This is a genomic window from Pseudonocardia sp. McavD-2-B, from assembly GCF_024124365.1.
GTDB classification, from domain to species: Bacteria; Actinomycetota; Actinomycetes; order Mycobacteriales; family Pseudonocardiaceae; genus Pseudonocardia; species Pseudonocardia alni.
Map to the genome: position 1 here is coordinate 1 of NZ_JAMXSG010000135.1, position 15,100 is coordinate 15,100.

Here is a 15,100-nt window from a genome sequence, read left to right on the forward strand (position 1 = left end):
CGGCGCGGCGGTCCGCGCCGCGACGGCGGCACCGGCCCGCCGGGCGTAGCGCAGCCGCAGCGGCAGCCAGCCGAGCAGCACCGGCAGCAGCATCACCAGCGGGACGACGACCAGCGCCCCCGTCGCGAGGGTGCCGACGGCGTCGCCGAACTCCCGCCCCGCCGCGACGAGCTCGGTGCCCGCCCCCGCGGCCGGATCCAGCGCGCGGGCCAGGTCGGACCCGATGAACGGGATCGAACCGACCGCCCCGGCGACGCCGGTGAAGGTGTCGGAGACCCGTCCGCCCGCGGCGACCAGCGAGTCTCCGGGCCCACGCAGCGCGGACAACCCGTCGTGCACGGCCACGCCGGCGGTGACGGCGAGGACCGTCCACAGCAGCGCGACGACGTCGGCGACGACCTGGCGGGCGATCCGGTCGGGGCGTTCGGCGTACCAGCGCATCGGACCTGTCTACCGGGACCGGAAACCGCTCGTCCCCGCGGCCCGCCCGTGCTCTGCCGGCGGGTGGACCGTTCGCTCTCCCTCGACCGCGCCTCCTGGGACGACCGCGCCCCGCTGCACGCGCAGAGCCCCGACTACGGCGTGGACGCACTCGTCGCCGATCCCACGAGTGGAACCACGGCCTCGGTGAGATCGTCACCGCGCTCCTCGACCAGGGACCGACGCTGTCCGGTCTCACCGAGCACCGGGCCGTCCCCTGGGAGGCCCTGCCCGGCCGGATGGCCGAGGACGACGACGGCGAGTGGCACGTGACCGACGGCCTCCCCGATGTGCCACTGGGTGTCACCGTCCAGGCGACGCGCTGACCGGGCCGGTCACGAAGGCGCAGGCCGGTCCGGGCGTGGATGCTGGGTGGGCAGGCCGACGTCGCGTTCCGCGGAACGCGGTCCGTCCTCCCGCCCACCGGTTCCGCGCCGGTCTCCGGCGGTCTCCCACCGGCCGGTGCGCTGTGGCCCGCGTCCTCTTCCGGCCGTGTGGGTGCTCGGTCGCCCGGCGGAGGACCTGCGGGGTTCAGGCCGCGGCGGCCGTCGTGCCGGGCGGGAGCAGGGCGTCGAGGATCGGCTCGGGGTCGAGCCGGTCGCCGTACCAGTCCGGGGTGAGGGTGCTGCGATCGATCCGCAGCCGGGCCCGCGTGTTCCGTTCGACGAGGGACTCGGCGCTGCCGTCCAGCGGTCTGCCCGTGGCCTCGACGGCAGTGCCGTCGGGCCGGTGGAACAGCCAGTCCTCGCCGGGTGGGCGCAGGACCAGGTAGCCGTGATCGTGCACCAGCCGGTGGTGGAACGAGCAGAGCAGGACCAGGTTGTCGACGTCCGTCGGCCCGCCCCGCAGCCAGTGCCGGACGTGGTGGGCGTGCAGGTGGCGTGTGTGGTGGCACCCCGGGAACCGGCAGCAACCGCCGCCGTCGGCGGTCAGGGCGGCGATCTGCGCCGGGCTCGCCAGGCGCCTGCTCCGGCCGAGGTACATCCGGTTCGCGGCGCGGTCGGTGAGCAGCACCCGGGCCCGGGCGTCGCAGGCCAGGCGCTCGGCGGTGCTCGCGGCGATCTCGGGGCCGCCGGCGAGGCGCGCGGTGCCGGTCCCCGCGTCGACGACGACCGTCACCCGCGCCGCACCCCGCTCGACCACCGCGGCTCCGGCCGCTCCCGGCCCGCGGACGACCAGGTCCAGCAGGGCGTCGGCCCGCCGGGCGGCCAGGGTGTCGACGACGGCGCCCGGTGTCTGTTCCTCCGTGCGGCGGGCCTGTTCGTGCGGATCGGGCCCGTCCCATCCCGACCGTCGCCCCTCACGTGCGGCCGGATCGTCGGTGTCCTCGTCGCCGGGCGGGGCGGTGTGGCCGGCGGGAGCCGGGCGTGCGGTGGCGACCCCGGCCTCGATCGCGGCGACCAGGAGGGCGCCGTCCTCGGGAGTGAGCCGGGCCCGTACGACCAGGGACCCGTCGACGTCGTGGTGCCAGCTCACCCCGCGCCGGGCGGCGACGTCGCGCGGCGGCGCGCAGCGGCGGCGGACCGCGCGGACGACGGTCTCGACATGGCTCGCGGTCCCGCCGAGCGCCAGGTCCAGGAGCACCTGCTCGGCGTCCGGCCCGGCTGCGGCCAGCGGAGGATCGTCCGGCTCGGTGTCCCCGAGCGGCTCCGGAGCGGCGACGGCGACCGACCGGCTCCCCGTGCCGTCCCGCGCACCGGTGTCCCCGCGTCCGGCGGGTGACGTGGTGGCTCTTTCCGTCCTCCCGGCGTCCGACAGGTCGGATCCGGCGCCCGTTCCGGGGCCGTCGACGTCTCCGGCGCTGCGGTCCGTGCCCGTGTCGGACGCGTCTCCCGCTCCCCGGACGGTGTCACCAGGCCCTCCCCGTGATGCGCAGTCGACCGATGCCCCGCCGGAGTCGTCGTCGGGGTCGCGACCTGGGCGCCGGAGCGGCTCCGTGGCGGTGGCCGGCGGAGCAGCGGCGGCCATGCGGTCGAGGACCGCGTCGTCCGCGCCGACGAGGCGGGTGACGGCCCGGACCTTGGAGTAGGAGATCCGGCCGGCCGCGAACGCCTCGGTGATCCGGGGCAGCCGGGTCAGTGCGTGCGCTACCCGCAGGTGCTCGGTCGCGGTGCGCAGGCTCATCCCCGCCCGCCAGGTCAGCCAGTGGGCGCAGGACCGGACGCCGACGCCGCACCAGCCGCCGCGGTCGTCGAACTCGGCGAGCAGGCGCAGGAACCGGCACTCGGCGGCGGCGATGTGGCCGGCGAGACCGAGGAGTTCGGACTCGAGATCCGGCAGGCTCAGTTCACCGGCGGGCGTGGTCGTGGGGGTGGAGGTCGGCACGGAGCCCTCCTTCGTCGAACGTGCGTTCGACAGGAGTGTGCCGGGTGGGTCCGACAGTTCCGGTCCACACCGACGGTGGGATCCGGCGCAGACCGGGGCGATCGCGTTCCGCGGAACGCGATCCGGAATCGTCGACGACGCCCCCTCGCCTCGCACGCACCCTCCCGCCGTGCCGCCGTGCCGGGCGGAGAGGCGTGGCCGGGGACATCGAGGTCAGAGGAGGCCGAGCTTGGTGGCCGCGTAGACCGCCTCGGCGCGACGCGACACCATCAGCTTGCGCATCAGGTTGCCGACGTGGAACTTGACCGTCGTCTCGGAGATGAACAGCTCGGCGCCGATCGCGCGGTTGGACAGCCCCCGGGCCAGCAGGCGGAGCACGTCCAGCTCACGGTCGGTCAGCCGTTCCCGGTCGGGCATCCCGCCGGACAGCGACCGCACCATCGCCGACGCGGACCGGGCGTCGAACGCGCTCTCTCCGCGGGACACCGCGCGGATGGCACGGACGAGCTCGGTGGTGTCGACGTCCTTCACCACGTAGCCGCGGGCGCCGGCCTGCACCGACTCGACGACGAGGCGGTCCTCGGCGAAGGTCGTCAGCACCAGCACCCCGATGCCGGGGTGGTCGGCGCACAGCTTGCGGCAGACCTCGAGACCGTCGGTCTGCGGGCCGGACGCCAGCTTGAGGTCGAGCAGCACCACCTGCGGCCGGCCGGTCGCGACGGCGGCGAACGCCTCCGGTGCGCTGCCCGCCTCGCCCACGATGCGCAGGTCGTCCTCGCGCTCCAGTACCGCGCGCAGCCCCTGGCGCATGATCGAGTGGTCGTCGACCAGCACGATCCGGATCGGCCGCGCCGCGACTCCCGCGGGACCGGGACCGGTGCGGGTCGCGGCGGTCCCACCGGACCCGTGCATCCCGCCGCCCGGCGCGTTCCCGCCGCCCTGCCCGGGGCCCGCCTGACCGGGGATGCCGTGACCACCGCTGTGACCACCGCCGTGGCCGGGGCCGCGCGCGCCGACACCGGCTCCGCCGCGGGCATCCGGTCCGCCGCCGCTGCGGGCGTCCGTGACGACGCGGCCCCGGGCGGTGCCGCCGGTGACGTACCCGGGACCGCCCGGGGCGGTCCGTGTGCCGCTGCTCATCCGAGCTCCTTCCCCGGCGCCCCGATCGGGACGTCCACCTGCACCTGCAGCCCACCGATCCGCGAGCGGCGGAACCGCAGGGTCCCGCCCATCTCGCGGGCGCGGGCGTCCATGTTCACGAGGCCGCGGTGCTCCCCGGAGGGGCCGCGGACCGACGCCGCACGCAGCGTGCGGCGGATCTGCTCGGGGGAGGCGCCGCCGTCGTCGGAGATCGACAGGCGGACGCGGCCGTCGGCGTAGGCCAGTCGCACCACCGCCCGTGAGGCCGACGCGTGCATCGCCGTGTTGAACAACGCCTCGCCGGCGATCCGGAACAGCGACTGCTCGTGCTCGTGCGGCAGCGGCACCGGGGCCCCGCCGATCGTCACCTCGACCCGCAGCTCGTCGGGCATGTGCACGGTGGACAGCTGCCGCAGCATCGAGGGCAGGTCCTTGTCGGCGTGGTCGTCGTCGTTGAGCGCGTAGATCGCCGACCGCAGCTGCTCGACGGCGCGCCGGGTCAGGTCCTTGGCCGTGTCGAGGTGCTGGAGCAGGACCGGCTCGGTGATCTCCGACCGGCACAGCTCGATGTGCATCCCGGCCGACAGGGCGTACTGGGTGACGCTGTCGTGCAGCTCGCGGGCGATGCGGTGCCGCTCGTTGTCGAGGACCTCCCGCTGGCGGGCCGCCCCGAGCGCCTGCTGGGTGAGCATCAGCTCGTCGTTGCGGACGCGCAGGTCCTCGGCCTGGGCCGCGGTGCGCGCGTGCAGCCGCTCGGCCCGCTCCAGCAGCGCGCAGTTCTGCAGCGCCGACGCCGTCTGACCGGCCAGGATGCGCAGCACCGAGTGGTCGGTGTCGTCGATGTGCCGTTCCGGCGGCGTCCACGCGACGAACCCGCCGACGGTGCGTCCGTCGAGCCGGATCGGGACGTGCAGGTGCCGGGGACGCGGGTCGTCCTCGTGGTGGTGGTGATGGCCGTCACCGGCGTGCAGCCGCTCCACGTGCCGGCGCACGCGCTCGGGCACCGACCCCAGGTCGGCCCACTCGACCCCGTCCGGCCCGAGAACGATGTGCCGCGGCGCGGCGTCGGGCAGCTCGCCGTCGACGAGCCCGAGCACCACCCAGTCCGCCGACAGGTGGTCGGCGGCCGCGTCGGCGACCGCGCGCACCAGCGCCTCGGAACCCTCCATCGTGCGGACCAGCGCGGCCGAGATCCGGTCCAGCGCGAGGATGACCCGGCGCAGCCGCTCGGCCCCCTCACGGTACTCCGGGTAGAACGACGGCTTGCCCGTCCGCAGGCCGGTGAGCTGGTCGAGATCGGGGCGGGCCCGGCCCCCGGCGGCCGGCGACGAGGGCGGTGCGGGTGTGCGGCGGCGCGGGAAGCGGGCGGCGGCGGTCACCGCGAGGGCCTCCGTGCGGGCGTCACAGCGCTTCCCGGAACAGGTTCTCGATCTGCTCCACGCTCGCCGTGCGCGGGTTGGTGGTCAGGCAGGCGTCGCCGAGGGTGAGCCGGGACAGCCGCGGGACGTCGGCCTCGCGCACCCCGATCGCGGCGAGCCCGGTCGGGACGCCGACCTCGTCGGCCAGCTTGCGGACCTCGGTCGCGACCATGTCCACGGCCTCGTCGCCGGGCATCCCCGGCCGGGCGGGCAGCCCCATGGCCTGGGCGATCGGGACGAAGCGCGCCGCGTCGGCGTCGGAGGCCGAACCGTTGAACCGGATCACGTGTGGCAGCAGCACCCCGTTGATCAGGCCGTGCGGCAGATCGAGCATGCCGCCGACCTGGTGGCTCATGGCGTGGGTGGCGCCGAGGATCGCGTTCGTGAACGCCAGGCCCGCCTCGAGCGCGGCCTGCGCCATCGCGGTGCGGGGGCCGTCGTCGTGGCGGCGGATCATCGTGGTCGGCAGGTTGGCGTGGACGAGCGCGACCGCGTGCAGCGCGTGGGTGTCGGTCAGCGGGCCGTGGGCCAGCGACACGAACGCCTCGATGCCGTGGGTGAGCGCGTCCAGGCCGGTCGCGGCGTTGAGCCAGTCCGGCATGGTGACGAGCAGCCGCGGGTCGATCACCGAGACGTCCGGGACCAGGGCCCGGCCCATGATTGTGATCTTGGTCAGGCGAGCCGTGTCGGTGATGATGCAGAACTGGGAGACGTCGGCGCCGGTGCCCGAGGTCGACGGCACCATCACCAGCGGCGGGATCGGGTTGGCGATGCGGTCGATGCCCTCGTAGTCGAGGATCGTGCCGCCGTTGGCCGCGAGCAGGGCGACTCCCTTCGCGGCGTCGATCACCGAGCCGCCGCCGACGCCGATCACCACGTCGCAGCCGGAGCTCTCGTAGCGCTCGAACCCGGCCTGGATCTCGTGGTCCTTCGGATTCGGGGTGATCTCGTTCCACAGCTGCGGGCGCAGGCCCGCGGCGCGCAGGTGGCGCAGCAGCTCGGCGGGCCACCCGGCCTCGGTCACCCCCGGGTCGGTGACGACGAACGGCCGGCGCGCACCGAGCCGCAGTGCGGCGTGCGCGGTCTCGGGCAGCGAGTCCGTCCCGAAGACGATCTCCGGGGCGTGGAACTTGGACAGCCGCGGCCGCTCCCGCGGGCGGTGCGCCGCGCGAACGGTGTAACCCTCGTCGGCGCCGGACGTGCCGGTCTCCCCGTCGAGCACGAGAACGGTCTCCCGTCGCACGGTTCCGCGATGCCCGTGGTCAGGGGCGACGGGACCGGCCGAACCGGTGAGGACCACGTTGCCCTCCTCCTGCTGCTGCGCGTTGTCGACTCACCACTCGACGACGGCGAGCGGATCTGTCACGAGCGTGTGGCCCACGGTACAGGGACACCCTGTCCCGCGACCCCCTCGATCGGCGGACGGCGCGCCGATCCGCAGGTCGGAGCCGGGTCGTCGACCGGCTCCGGCCTGGCCGAAAGCGGAGGAGGTCAGGACGCGTGGATGGGCCCCTCGCGTTCGGCCAACCGGATGCCCTCGCCGCCCCAGTGCTGGGCGATCATCTCCGCGGCGATCGACACCGCGGTCTCCTCCGGGGTACGGGCCCCCAGGTCCAGCCCGATCGGCGACGACATCTTCGCGATCTCGGTCTCGGTCACGCCCCGCTCGCGCAGACGCTCGAGCCGGTCGTCGTGGGTGCGCCGCGAGCCCATCGCCCCGATGTAGCCGACCTCGGGCAGCCGCAGCGCGACCTCCAGCAACGGCACGTCGAACTTCGGGTCGTGGGTGAGCACGCACAGCGCGGTGCGCTGGTTGATCCGGCCCGCGTCGGCCTCGGCCTGCAGGTACCGGTGCGGCCACTCGACCACGACCTCGTTGGCCCCCGGGAAGCGGCTCGCGGTCGCGAACACCGGACGGGCGTCGCAGACGGTCACCCGGAAGCCGAGGAAGGTGCCCATCCGGGCCACCGCGGCGGCGAAGTCGATCGCCCCGAACACGATCATGCGGGGCGGCGGCGCGAAGGACTCGACGAAGATCTGCAGACCCTCCCCGCGTCGCTCGCCGTGGACGCCGTAGGTCAGCGTCGCGTTGCGGCCGGAGTCGAGCAGACCGCGGACGTCGTCGCGTACGGCGTCGTCGATCCGGTCCGAGCCGGTGCCGCCCTCGGTCCGGTCCGGCCAGACGATCAGGCGCCTGCCGAGCAGTTCCGAGGGGCCCGCGACGACCGTGGCCACCGCGACCGGGTCCTCGTCGCGGATCGCCTCGGCGATCCGGCCGAGCTGTGCGTAGGTCTCCGGGGTCACCTTCTCCACGAAGATGTCGAGAATGCCGCCGCAGGTCAGGCCGACGGCGAACGCGTCGTCGTCGGAGACGCCGTAGCGCTGCAGCACCGGTCGTTCCTCGGACAGGACCTGCTGCCCGAGCTCGTAGACCGCGCCCTCGACGCAGCCGCCCGAGACCGAGCCGACGGCCTCGCCCGCCGGGCCGACGAGCATCGATGCCCCCGGCTGGCGCGGTGCGGACCGGAAGGTCCCGACCACCGTCGCGAGCGCGGCCGGCTCGCCGTTCTTCCACCAGCCTTCGAGCTGGTCGATCACGTCACGCATTGCGCACCACCTCGAGCAGTTTCTCCAGCGTGTCCAGGCTGTGCCCGGCCAGCAGGTCGTCCAAGTGCGGAAGGGCCGCGACTATTCCCCCCTGGACCGGGGCGTAGCCGTCCTTGCCCGCGTGCGGGTTGACCCAGATCAGCCGGTGGGCCAGCCGGGACAGCTGCTCGGCCTGTGTGCCGAGCAGCTCGGTGCCGCCGCGCTCCCAGCCGTCGGAGAAGACGACCACGACCGCCCGCCGGGCCGCACCGCGGCGTCCCCAGCGGTCGACGAAGGCCTGCAGCACCTCGCCCAGCCGGGTGCCGCCCGACCAGTCCGGGATGGCCCTGCCCGCGGCGCGCAGCGCGTGCTCGGGGTCGCGCAGCCGCAGCTCACGGGTGATGCGGGTGAGCCGGGTGCCCAGGGTGAACGCCTCGACCGAGCGCGGCGAGCGACGGACGACGACGTGGGCGAAGCGCATCAGCGCGTCCGCGTAGGGCTCCATCGACCCCGAGACGTCGATCAGCAGCACGACCTTGCGCGGCCGGCGCGAGGTGTCGCGCCGGGCCAGCCGGAAGATCTCGCCCTGGTTGCGCAGCGCCGCGCGCAACGTGCGCTGCGGGTCGGCCTCCCCGTGCCGGTTGCGCCTGCGGCGCCGCGACGCCCGGGTCGGCGGCTCCGGCTTCAGCAGGGTCATCAGCCGGCGCAGGTGCTCGCGCTCGGCGGGGGAGAGCTCCCCGAGGTCGCGGTTGCGCAGGATCTCCGCGCCGGTCGCGGCGGCCTTGATCTGCGGGCCGTCGGTGTCGTCGGAGTCGTCCTCTCCGCCCTCGCTGCCGGGCAGCAGCGCGGCCAGCTTCGGCGGTGCGGGCGGGCGGTCGTCGCGGTTGCTCGACGGGCGGTTGCTGGTCGGCTCGAACCAGGACGGGAACGCCAGGTCGTACCGGACGATGTCGTCGGGGTCGGCGCACAGCGTCAGCCGGCCGGCCCAGTACGCCTGGTCCCGGTCGGTGACCTCCAGGGTGTCGAGCGCCTGCAGGTAGGCGGTCACCCGGTCCTGGGTGACCGGGACCCCCGCCGCGCGCAGGACCTCGGTGAACCCGACGAATCCGGTCAACAGCTCGTCGGTGGTGCCGGTGGGCTCCGCCGCGGGCGGCCGTGGCGGGGCCGCCGGGGACGGGCTCGGGGGGACGGTCATCGCGGCCGGGTCAGGACGCCAGCAGGGTGTCGAGCTGCTTGTGGACCCGGTCGGCGTCCTCCCGGTACTTGAGGACGGCGCCGAGGGTGCGCGCCGCCGACTCCGGATCCAGGTGCCGGGCACCGATCAGCTGCAACGCCCGGGCCCAGTCCAGGGTCTCCGCGACACCCGGGGGCTTGATCAGGTCGGCGTGGCGCAGCTTCTGCACGGCCCGCGCGACCGACGCGGCGAGGCGCTCGGGCACCTCGGGCACCCTGCTGTGCAGGATCTCGATCTCGCGCTCGATGTTCGGGTGCTCCAGCCAGAGATAGAGGCAGCGCCGCTTGAGCGCGTCGTGCACCTCGCGCGTCCGGTTCGAGGTGAGGACGACGACCGGTGGCGTCGTGGCGCGCACCTCCCCGAGCTCGGGGATGGTCACCGCGTGCTCGGTGAGGACCTCCAGCAGGAAGGCCTCGAACTCGTCGTCGGCGCGGTCGATCTCGTCGATGAGCAGCACCGACGGGCTGGTGCGCAGCGCCTGCAGGATCGGGCGGGACAGCAGGAAGCGCTCGTCGTAGAGGCCGGCCTCGACGGTGTCCGGATCGAACCCGTCGCGCCCGCTCGCGGCCTCCAGGGTGCGCAGGTGCAGCAGCTGGCGGGGGAAGTCCCAGTCGTACAGGGCCTGACCGGCGTCGATTCCGTCGTGACACTGCAGGCGGATGAGCGGTGCGTCCAGCGTGGCGGCCAGTGCCTGGGCCAGCGCGGTCTTGCCGGTCCCCGGCTCGCCCTCGCAGAAGAGCGGACGGTTCATGCGCAGGGCGAGGAAGGCCGCCGTCGCGAGACCGTCGTCGGCGAGGTAGCCGGTCGCGCGCAGCGCGTCGGCGAGCTCGGCCGGGCTCCCGGGGCCGGGTGCAGGTTCGTTCACCGAACCAGCATGCAGGACGAGCGGTGAACGCGGCCACAGCAGGAGGGTCCCTCCTCCCCACGCGGGCGGGTCCGGGACCTCCCCGTGACGACGAACGAGGCCCCCGGAAGGTTCGAGTTGCTTCCGGATCAGAAATGTTCACGACCACGTGATAGGTCCGTGATGTGACGTCGTTGACCAGTGCGTTTAGGGAGAATCTGATAATTACATCGTTGTCACAGTGATTCCGCTCACGGGCCCCTTCATTGACGAATTCTTTCCGCGCATTCACCTTTCTCGTCGGCCGGTCCACCGGAGCGGCCGCCTGAACGAGTCACACATCCGGACCCGCCGCGCCGAACCACCCCCGTCCCGCGGCTGTCCGGTCCGTCGAGGAAACGGAACGGGACGGGGACGAGAGAGACCACCTCCGCGGGCGTCATGGACGTCGCTCCCCGGTCCCGATCGACGCACCCGCGACGACACGGTGGGCACACCTCTGTGCCCTGGGGACCTCCTGCGCGGAGTGTGCGTGTCCTCGGGACGGCGCGGTGGGAGCGGAACAATGACCAAGGGACCCAAGGGCCGAAGTCTCCTGCGCATGGCTGCGGCGGGTGTCGTCGCGGTCGGCGCGACGGCTGCGATCGCCGGTACCGCCAACGCCGCCCCGGACAGCGTCTGGGACCAGCTCGCCGAGTGCGAGAGCGGCGGGAACTGGTCGATCAACACGGGTAACGGGTACCACGGTGGGCTGCAGTTCTCGCCGTCCACCTGGTCCGCCTACGGCGGCCAGGGCTCGGCGTACAACGCGAGCCGCGCCGAGCAGATCGCCGTCGCCGAGAAGGTGCTGGCCGCTCAGGGCTGGGGCGCCTGGCCGTCCTGCTCGAAGAAGCTGGGCATCACCGGCCACTCGGCCGACACCAGCAAGCGTGTGAAGGCGTCGGCCCCGGCCGCCTCGGCGCCGAAGAAGAAGGCGGCCGCCCCGGCCGCCGGCGGTTACACGGTGAAGTCGGGCGACACCCTCGGGAAGATCGCCGCCGCGAACGGCACCTCCGTCGCCGCGCTGGCCGCCGCGAACGGCATCGGCAACGTGAACGCGATCAGCGTCGGCCAGGTCCTGAACCTCGGCTGATCCCGCCGACCGTCCCCGGACCGCCATCCGGGACGGACGACACGGGGTGCGCGGTGTCCCCAGCACCCGCCCCGGCGGACGACGGCCCGGGTCCCCCTCCCCCTCGCGGGGAGGCGGACCCGGGCCGTTCCGTCGTTCCGGGGTGCGCGGCCGGGCTCAGGTCGAGTTGACCCACTCGTCGGAGCCGTCGGCGAACCGCTGGTGCTTCCAGACCGGCAGCAGCCGCTTCACCTCGTCGACGAGCTCGGCGCAGGCGGTGAACGCCTCACGGCGGTGCTCGGCGGCGACGGCGCAGGCGAGGGCGACCTCGCCGATGTCGAGCGGGCCGACCCGGTGGCTGACCGCGAGCGCCCGGACGCCGGGGGAGCGTGCGGCCACCTGCTCGGCGACCTCGGTGACGATCCGGGCGGCCGTCGGGTGCGCGCTGTACTCCAGCCCGTGCACCGACTTCCCGCCGTCGTGGTCGCGCACGACGCCGGCGAAGGTGACGACCGCGCCGGCCGCGGCGTGCTCGACCAGGCGGGCGTGCTCGTCGACGTCGAGCGGCTCCTCGCCGACGGCCGCACGCAGGACCGTCGCGGTCCGCGTGGTCGCGGGATCGGTCATCGGTGGTCTCCTCCGTGCAGCTGGTCGACCGCGTGGTCGAGGACCCCGGCGAGCACGCCGAGGCCGTCCTTCACTCCGCCCGGGGAGCCGGGCAGGTTGACGATCAGGGTGCGGCCCGCGACCCCGGCCAGGCCGCGGGAGAGCACTGCGGTGGGCACCTTCTCCTCCCCGGCGCGGCGGATCGCGTCCGCCAGGCCCGGGATCTCGTGGTCGAGCACGGCCCGGGTGACCTCGGGGGTGGCGTCGGTGGGGGAGATGCCGGTGCCCCCGGTGGTGACGACGACCGCGACCCCGTCGGCGACGGCCGCCCGCAGTGCCTGCCCGACCGGCTCGCCGTCCGGCACGACGACCGGGTCCGGGGTGTCGTAGCCGCGCTCGCGCAGCCAGGCGACGATCGGCGGCCCGCCGCGGTCGGTGTAGACGCCCGCCGCGGCCCGGTTGGACGCGGTGACGACCCGGGCGGTGCGCGCGGCGGTCATGCCCCGCGCTCCCACAGCCCGGTCTTGCCGCCCTCCTTGCGCTCGACGCGCACGGCGTCGAGCACGGCGGCCGGGTCCACGGCCTTGATCATGTCGTGCAGGGTGAGCCCGGCGACGGCGACCGCGGTCAGCGCCTCCATCTCCACCCCGGTGCGGTCGGTGGTGCGGACCTCGGCGCGGATGGCGACCCGGCCGGCGTCGCCGTCGGTGGCCGGGGTCAGGTCCAGCGTCACCCCGCTGATCGCGATCGGGTGGCAGAGCGGGACGAGGTCCGGGGTGCGCTTGGCGCCCATGATCCCGGCGATGCGGGCGGTGGCGAGCGCGTCGCCCTTGGGGAGGCCGTCGGTCTCCAGCAGGTGCACGACCTCGGCCGTGGTGTGCACGGTCCCGGTCGCGACGGCGGCGCGGCGGCCGGGCGGCTTGTCGGAGACGTCGACCATCCGGGCCGCCCCGGCGTCGTCGACGTGGCTGAGCGCGGGGCCGGGCCGGTTGTGCTCGGTGGTCACGACCCCGACAGTACGGGGGGCGCCGGTAGGGCGGCCCCCGCCACTCCGTGTGCACGGGCCGGGGCCCCCGGATGGCCTAGTCGCTGTGATCTGTATCACGTTTGTGGACCGATCGCACTGTTTGCACGAACGTTTCTCGTTCGTGATCGGGGCTCGTCACCTGCGCAAACGCATTGCCCGAACATCATGTGTCCGGTACGTCCGACGCCACGCCGTGTCGCCGTCGACTTTCGCGTCGTCCTGACGTGACCTACCTTCGATCCCGGCTCGGCCGACTCCCCCATGCGGCCGGGCTCCGGTGCCGCAACGCTCCCTGTCCGGCGGTCCACCGGCCCCCGAGGTATCGGTGTGGGACAGGGCCGATCGACAGACGGATCGGTGGCCGCTCCCCCGGCCGCCGGAACGGGCACCCACTCCCCGGGTGCGGTTCGGGACGCGTCACGCGGGAGAGCCAGCCATGCCTCGTTACCGTGGGAAACACCGCAAACCGAGCACCGCCGGCCGCACGATCGCCCGGACCGCCGTCGCCGGTGCCGTCCTCGGCGCCCCGATGCTGGCGGTCGTGGGCACCGCGAACGCCGCCACCGACTCCACCTGGGACTCCCTCGCACACTGCGAGAGCACCGGGAACTGGGCCGCGAACACCGGCAACGGGTACTACGGCGGCCTGCAGTTCAGCCCGAGCACCTGGAAGGCCTACGGCGGCGGCGAGTACGCCACGTCGGCGCACCAGGCCACCCGGGCCCAGCAGATCGCCGTCGCCGAGAAGGTCCTGGCCGCCCAGGGCTGGAACGCCTGGCCGTCGTGCTCGTCCAAGACCGGCGCGTCCGGGTCCGCCACGCCGCGGACCCTGGAGACCGACTCCGGCACCCGGGCCCCGGAGCGTGTGAAGGCCAGCGCCCCCGCGGCGTCGTCCGGCGGCACCTACACGGTGAAGTCCGGCGACACGCTGGGACAGATCGCGGCCGCGCACGGCATCGCGAACTGGAAGGACCTGCTGTCCAAGAACCCGGGCCTCGGCGCCGGGCACCTGATCACCCCCGGCCAGGTCATCAACACCTGATCCCGGCACGACGACGCCCCGGTCCCTCCGCGAGGGACCGGGGCGCACGTGTGTCGGGGCCGGTGCGGTGGTTCAGGTACCGGCGAGGCGGCGCAGCTGCCCGGGGGTGTCGACGTCGTCCGGGACGGCGACGTCGCCGCACTCGACCAGCTCCACGTCGGAGCGGCCCGCCAGGTAGTCACGGGCGCCGGAGTCCCCGGAGGACAGCGCGACGACCCCGGACCAGTGGTCCCGGCCGAGCAGGACCGGGTGCCCGGGGACGCCGTCGAACGCGGCGCGCCGCAGCGACGACGGCCCGGCGCCGTCGACGACCCGGCGGATCGCCTCCGGCCCGATGCCCGGCAGGTCGACCAGGTGCACCAGCGCCGCGCCGGTGCCGGGCAGGTGGGTCAGCGACCCGAGCCCGCGCCGCAGCGACGCGCCCATGCCCTCGTCCCAGTCCTCGGCGACCACGACACCGACGTCACTGCCGTCGGTGCCGAGGCCGGCGCCGCGCAGCACGTCGGTGACGTCGTCGGCGCGGGCGCCGAGCACGACGGTGACCGGGCCGCACCCACCCGCCTGCAGCGCCTTCACCGCCCGCACCGCGAGCGGCTCACCGTGCAGTCGGACCAGCGCCTTCGGGGTGCCCATGCGGCGCCCGGCGCCGCCCGCGAGCAACAGGCCGGCGACCACGGTCAGCGGTTGATCTCGGTGACCGGGTGCTCGTAGGGCACGCTGGCGACCGGGAACTCGATGTCGCCGAACGGCGACATGTTTCCCTGGACGCTGCCCAGGAGCTCGGTGACCGGGTGGTCGCCCTCGTCGGAGTGCGGCCACTCCGGGTGGATCCGGTCCTGCTTCGCGGGCTTGGCGGCCATCGCGTCCTCCAGCGTCGTCGTCCGGTCCCGGGCGGGACCGCGGCAGTCTCCTGTGCCCAGTATCGCGGACGCGGGCGCGGCTGTCCGCCCCGGTGCGCCCGCGATCGTCCGACTACCCTGGCGATGATGCAGACGTCCCTGGTCGAGTGGTTGCGCGGGCAGGACGACGGGTTCCTCGCCGCGCTGCTGCGCGCGCGTCCGGACCTCGCCGTCCCGCCCCCCGGCGACCTCACCGTGCTCGCGACCCGCGCCTCGATCCGGGCGTCGGTGCAGCGCGCCTGCGAGGACCTGGGCACCGTCGCGCTGACCGTGCTGGACGCGCTGGTGCTGGCGACGGCCTGGCGGACCCCGGCCGACGCGACGACGCCCGGCGCGGGCCTGCGCGGCTGGCTCGGCGCCGACGTCGACGCGGCCACCGTCGCCGAGG

General features: G+C 74.5%; 15 protein-coding genes and 1 pseudogene. 3 read left to right on the forward strand and 13 right to left on the reverse strand.

Features of this window, described 5'->3' with window-relative positions; all coding sequences use genetic code 11:
* From NH602_RS17910 to NH602_RS17950, 8 genes are all read right to left on the reverse strand, one after another.
* Positions 1–441, reverse strand: a 441-nt coding sequence (locus NH602_RS17910; protein ID WP_253068392.1) for a hypothetical protein, incomplete at its 3' end; no start/stop codon positions are given.
* 570 nt (positions 442–1,011) lie between these two features.
* The gene (locus NH602_RS17920; protein WP_253068393.1) at positions 1,012–2,805 is read right to left on the reverse strand and encodes an HNH endonuclease signature motif containing protein; all 1,794 of its coding nucleotides are present in this window, start codon (positions 2,803–2,805) and stop codon (positions 1,012–1,014) included.
* Between the two features lie 213 nt (positions 2,806–3,018).
* Positions 3,019–3,945, reverse strand: coding sequence for a response regulator transcription factor (locus NH602_RS17925; protein WP_308292854.1), 927 nt, complete (start codon positions 3,943–3,945; stop codon positions 3,019–3,021).
* Complete coding sequence (locus NH602_RS17930; RefSeq protein ID WP_083658814.1) at positions 3,942–5,324, reverse strand: GAF domain-containing sensor histidine kinase; 1,383 nt, start codon at positions 5,322–5,324, stop codon at positions 3,942–3,944. The genes NH602_RS17925 and NH602_RS17930 overlap by 4 nt, the downstream gene beginning before the upstream one ends.
* Before the next feature lie 22 nt (positions 5,325–5,346).
* Entirely contained in the window at positions 5,347–6,606 is a 1,260-nt protein-coding gene (locus NH602_RS17935) for an iron-containing alcohol dehydrogenase (protein WP_253068394.1), read from the reverse strand.
* Positions 6,607–6,854: 248 nt separating this feature from the next.
* Positions 6,855–7,970 carry an XdhC/CoxI family protein gene (locus NH602_RS17940; RefSeq protein ID WP_253068395.1) on the reverse strand — a complete coding sequence of 372 codons (1,116 nt, stop codon included), beginning with the start codon at positions 7,968–7,970 and terminating at the stop codon, positions 6,855–6,857.
* The gene (locus NH602_RS17945; protein WP_253068396.1) at positions 7,963–9,144 is read right to left on the reverse strand and encodes a VWA domain-containing protein; all 1,182 of its coding nucleotides are present in this window, start codon (positions 9,142–9,144) and stop codon (positions 7,963–7,965) included. The genes NH602_RS17940 and NH602_RS17945 overlap by 8 nt, the downstream gene beginning before the upstream one ends.
* A gap of 10 nt (positions 9,145–9,154) precedes the next feature.
* Positions 9,155–10,048 carry an AAA family ATPase gene (locus NH602_RS17950; RefSeq protein ID WP_253068397.1) on the reverse strand — a complete coding sequence of 298 codons (894 nt, stop codon included), beginning with the start codon at positions 10,046–10,048 and terminating at the stop codon, positions 9,155–9,157.
* Between the two features lie 580 nt (positions 10,049–10,628).
* Between NH602_RS17950 and NH602_RS17955 the strand changes: the two genes are divergently transcribed.
* The gene (locus tag NH602_RS17955) at positions 10,629–11,159 is read left to right on the forward strand and encodes a transglycosylase family protein (RefSeq protein WP_253068398.1); all 531 of its coding nucleotides are present in this window, start codon (positions 10,629–10,631) and stop codon (positions 11,157–11,159) included.
* A gap of 156 nt (positions 11,160–11,315) precedes the next feature.
* Here the strand turns inward: NH602_RS17955 and NH602_RS17960 are convergent, their stop codons facing one another.
* Genes NH602_RS17960 through moaC form a run of 3 tightly spaced genes read right to left on the reverse strand, consistent with a single transcriptional unit; the run spans position 11,316 to position 12,750 of the window.
* Positions 11,316–11,765 (reverse strand): molybdenum cofactor biosynthesis protein MoaE, encoded by a 450-nt coding sequence (locus NH602_RS17960; protein WP_073576674.1) that lies wholly within the window; start codon positions 11,763–11,765, stop codon positions 11,316–11,318.
* On the reverse strand, positions 11,762–12,244 hold the full coding sequence (locus NH602_RS17965) for a molybdenum cofactor biosynthesis protein B (protein WP_062403845.1): 483 nt from the start codon (positions 12,242–12,244) through the stop codon (positions 11,762–11,764). Before NH602_RS17965 ends, NH602_RS17960 begins: the two co-directional genes overlap by 4 nt.
* Positions 12,241–12,750, reverse strand: a complete 510-nt coding sequence (gene moaC / locus NH602_RS17970) for a cyclic pyranopterin monophosphate synthase MoaC (protein WP_073576672.1) — start codon at positions 12,748–12,750, stop codon at positions 12,241–12,243. The genes NH602_RS17965 and moaC overlap by 4 nt, the downstream gene beginning before the upstream one ends.
* A gap of 457 nt (positions 12,751–13,207) precedes the next feature.
* On the opposite strand from moaC, the gene NH602_RS17975 reads away from it, so the two are divergent.
* Positions 13,208–13,813, forward strand: coding sequence for a transglycosylase family protein (locus NH602_RS17975; protein WP_073576671.1), 606 nt, complete (start codon positions 13,208–13,210; stop codon positions 13,811–13,813).
* Positions 13,814–13,885: 72 nt separating this feature from the next.
* Here the strand turns inward: NH602_RS17975 and NH602_RS17980 are convergent, their stop codons facing one another.
* Both NH602_RS17980 and NH602_RS17985 read right to left on the reverse strand, forming a co-directional pair.
* Positions 13,886–14,488: an NTP transferase domain-containing protein gene (locus NH602_RS17980; RefSeq protein WP_073576670.1), complete on the reverse strand. Its 603-nt coding sequence runs from the start codon at positions 14,486–14,488 to the stop codon at positions 13,886–13,888.
* A 2-nt stretch (positions 14,489–14,490) separates the two neighbouring features.
* The gene (locus NH602_RS17985; RefSeq protein ID WP_073576669.1) at positions 14,491–14,673 is read right to left on the reverse strand and encodes a hypothetical protein; all 183 of its coding nucleotides are present in this window, start codon (positions 14,671–14,673) and stop codon (positions 14,491–14,493) included.
* 126 nt (positions 14,674–14,799) lie between these two features.
* On the opposite strand from NH602_RS17985, the pseudogene NH602_RS17990 reads away from it, so the two are divergent.
* Positions 14,800–15,100: pseudogene (locus NH602_RS17990) on the forward strand (DNA-binding protein); the annotation flags it as partial.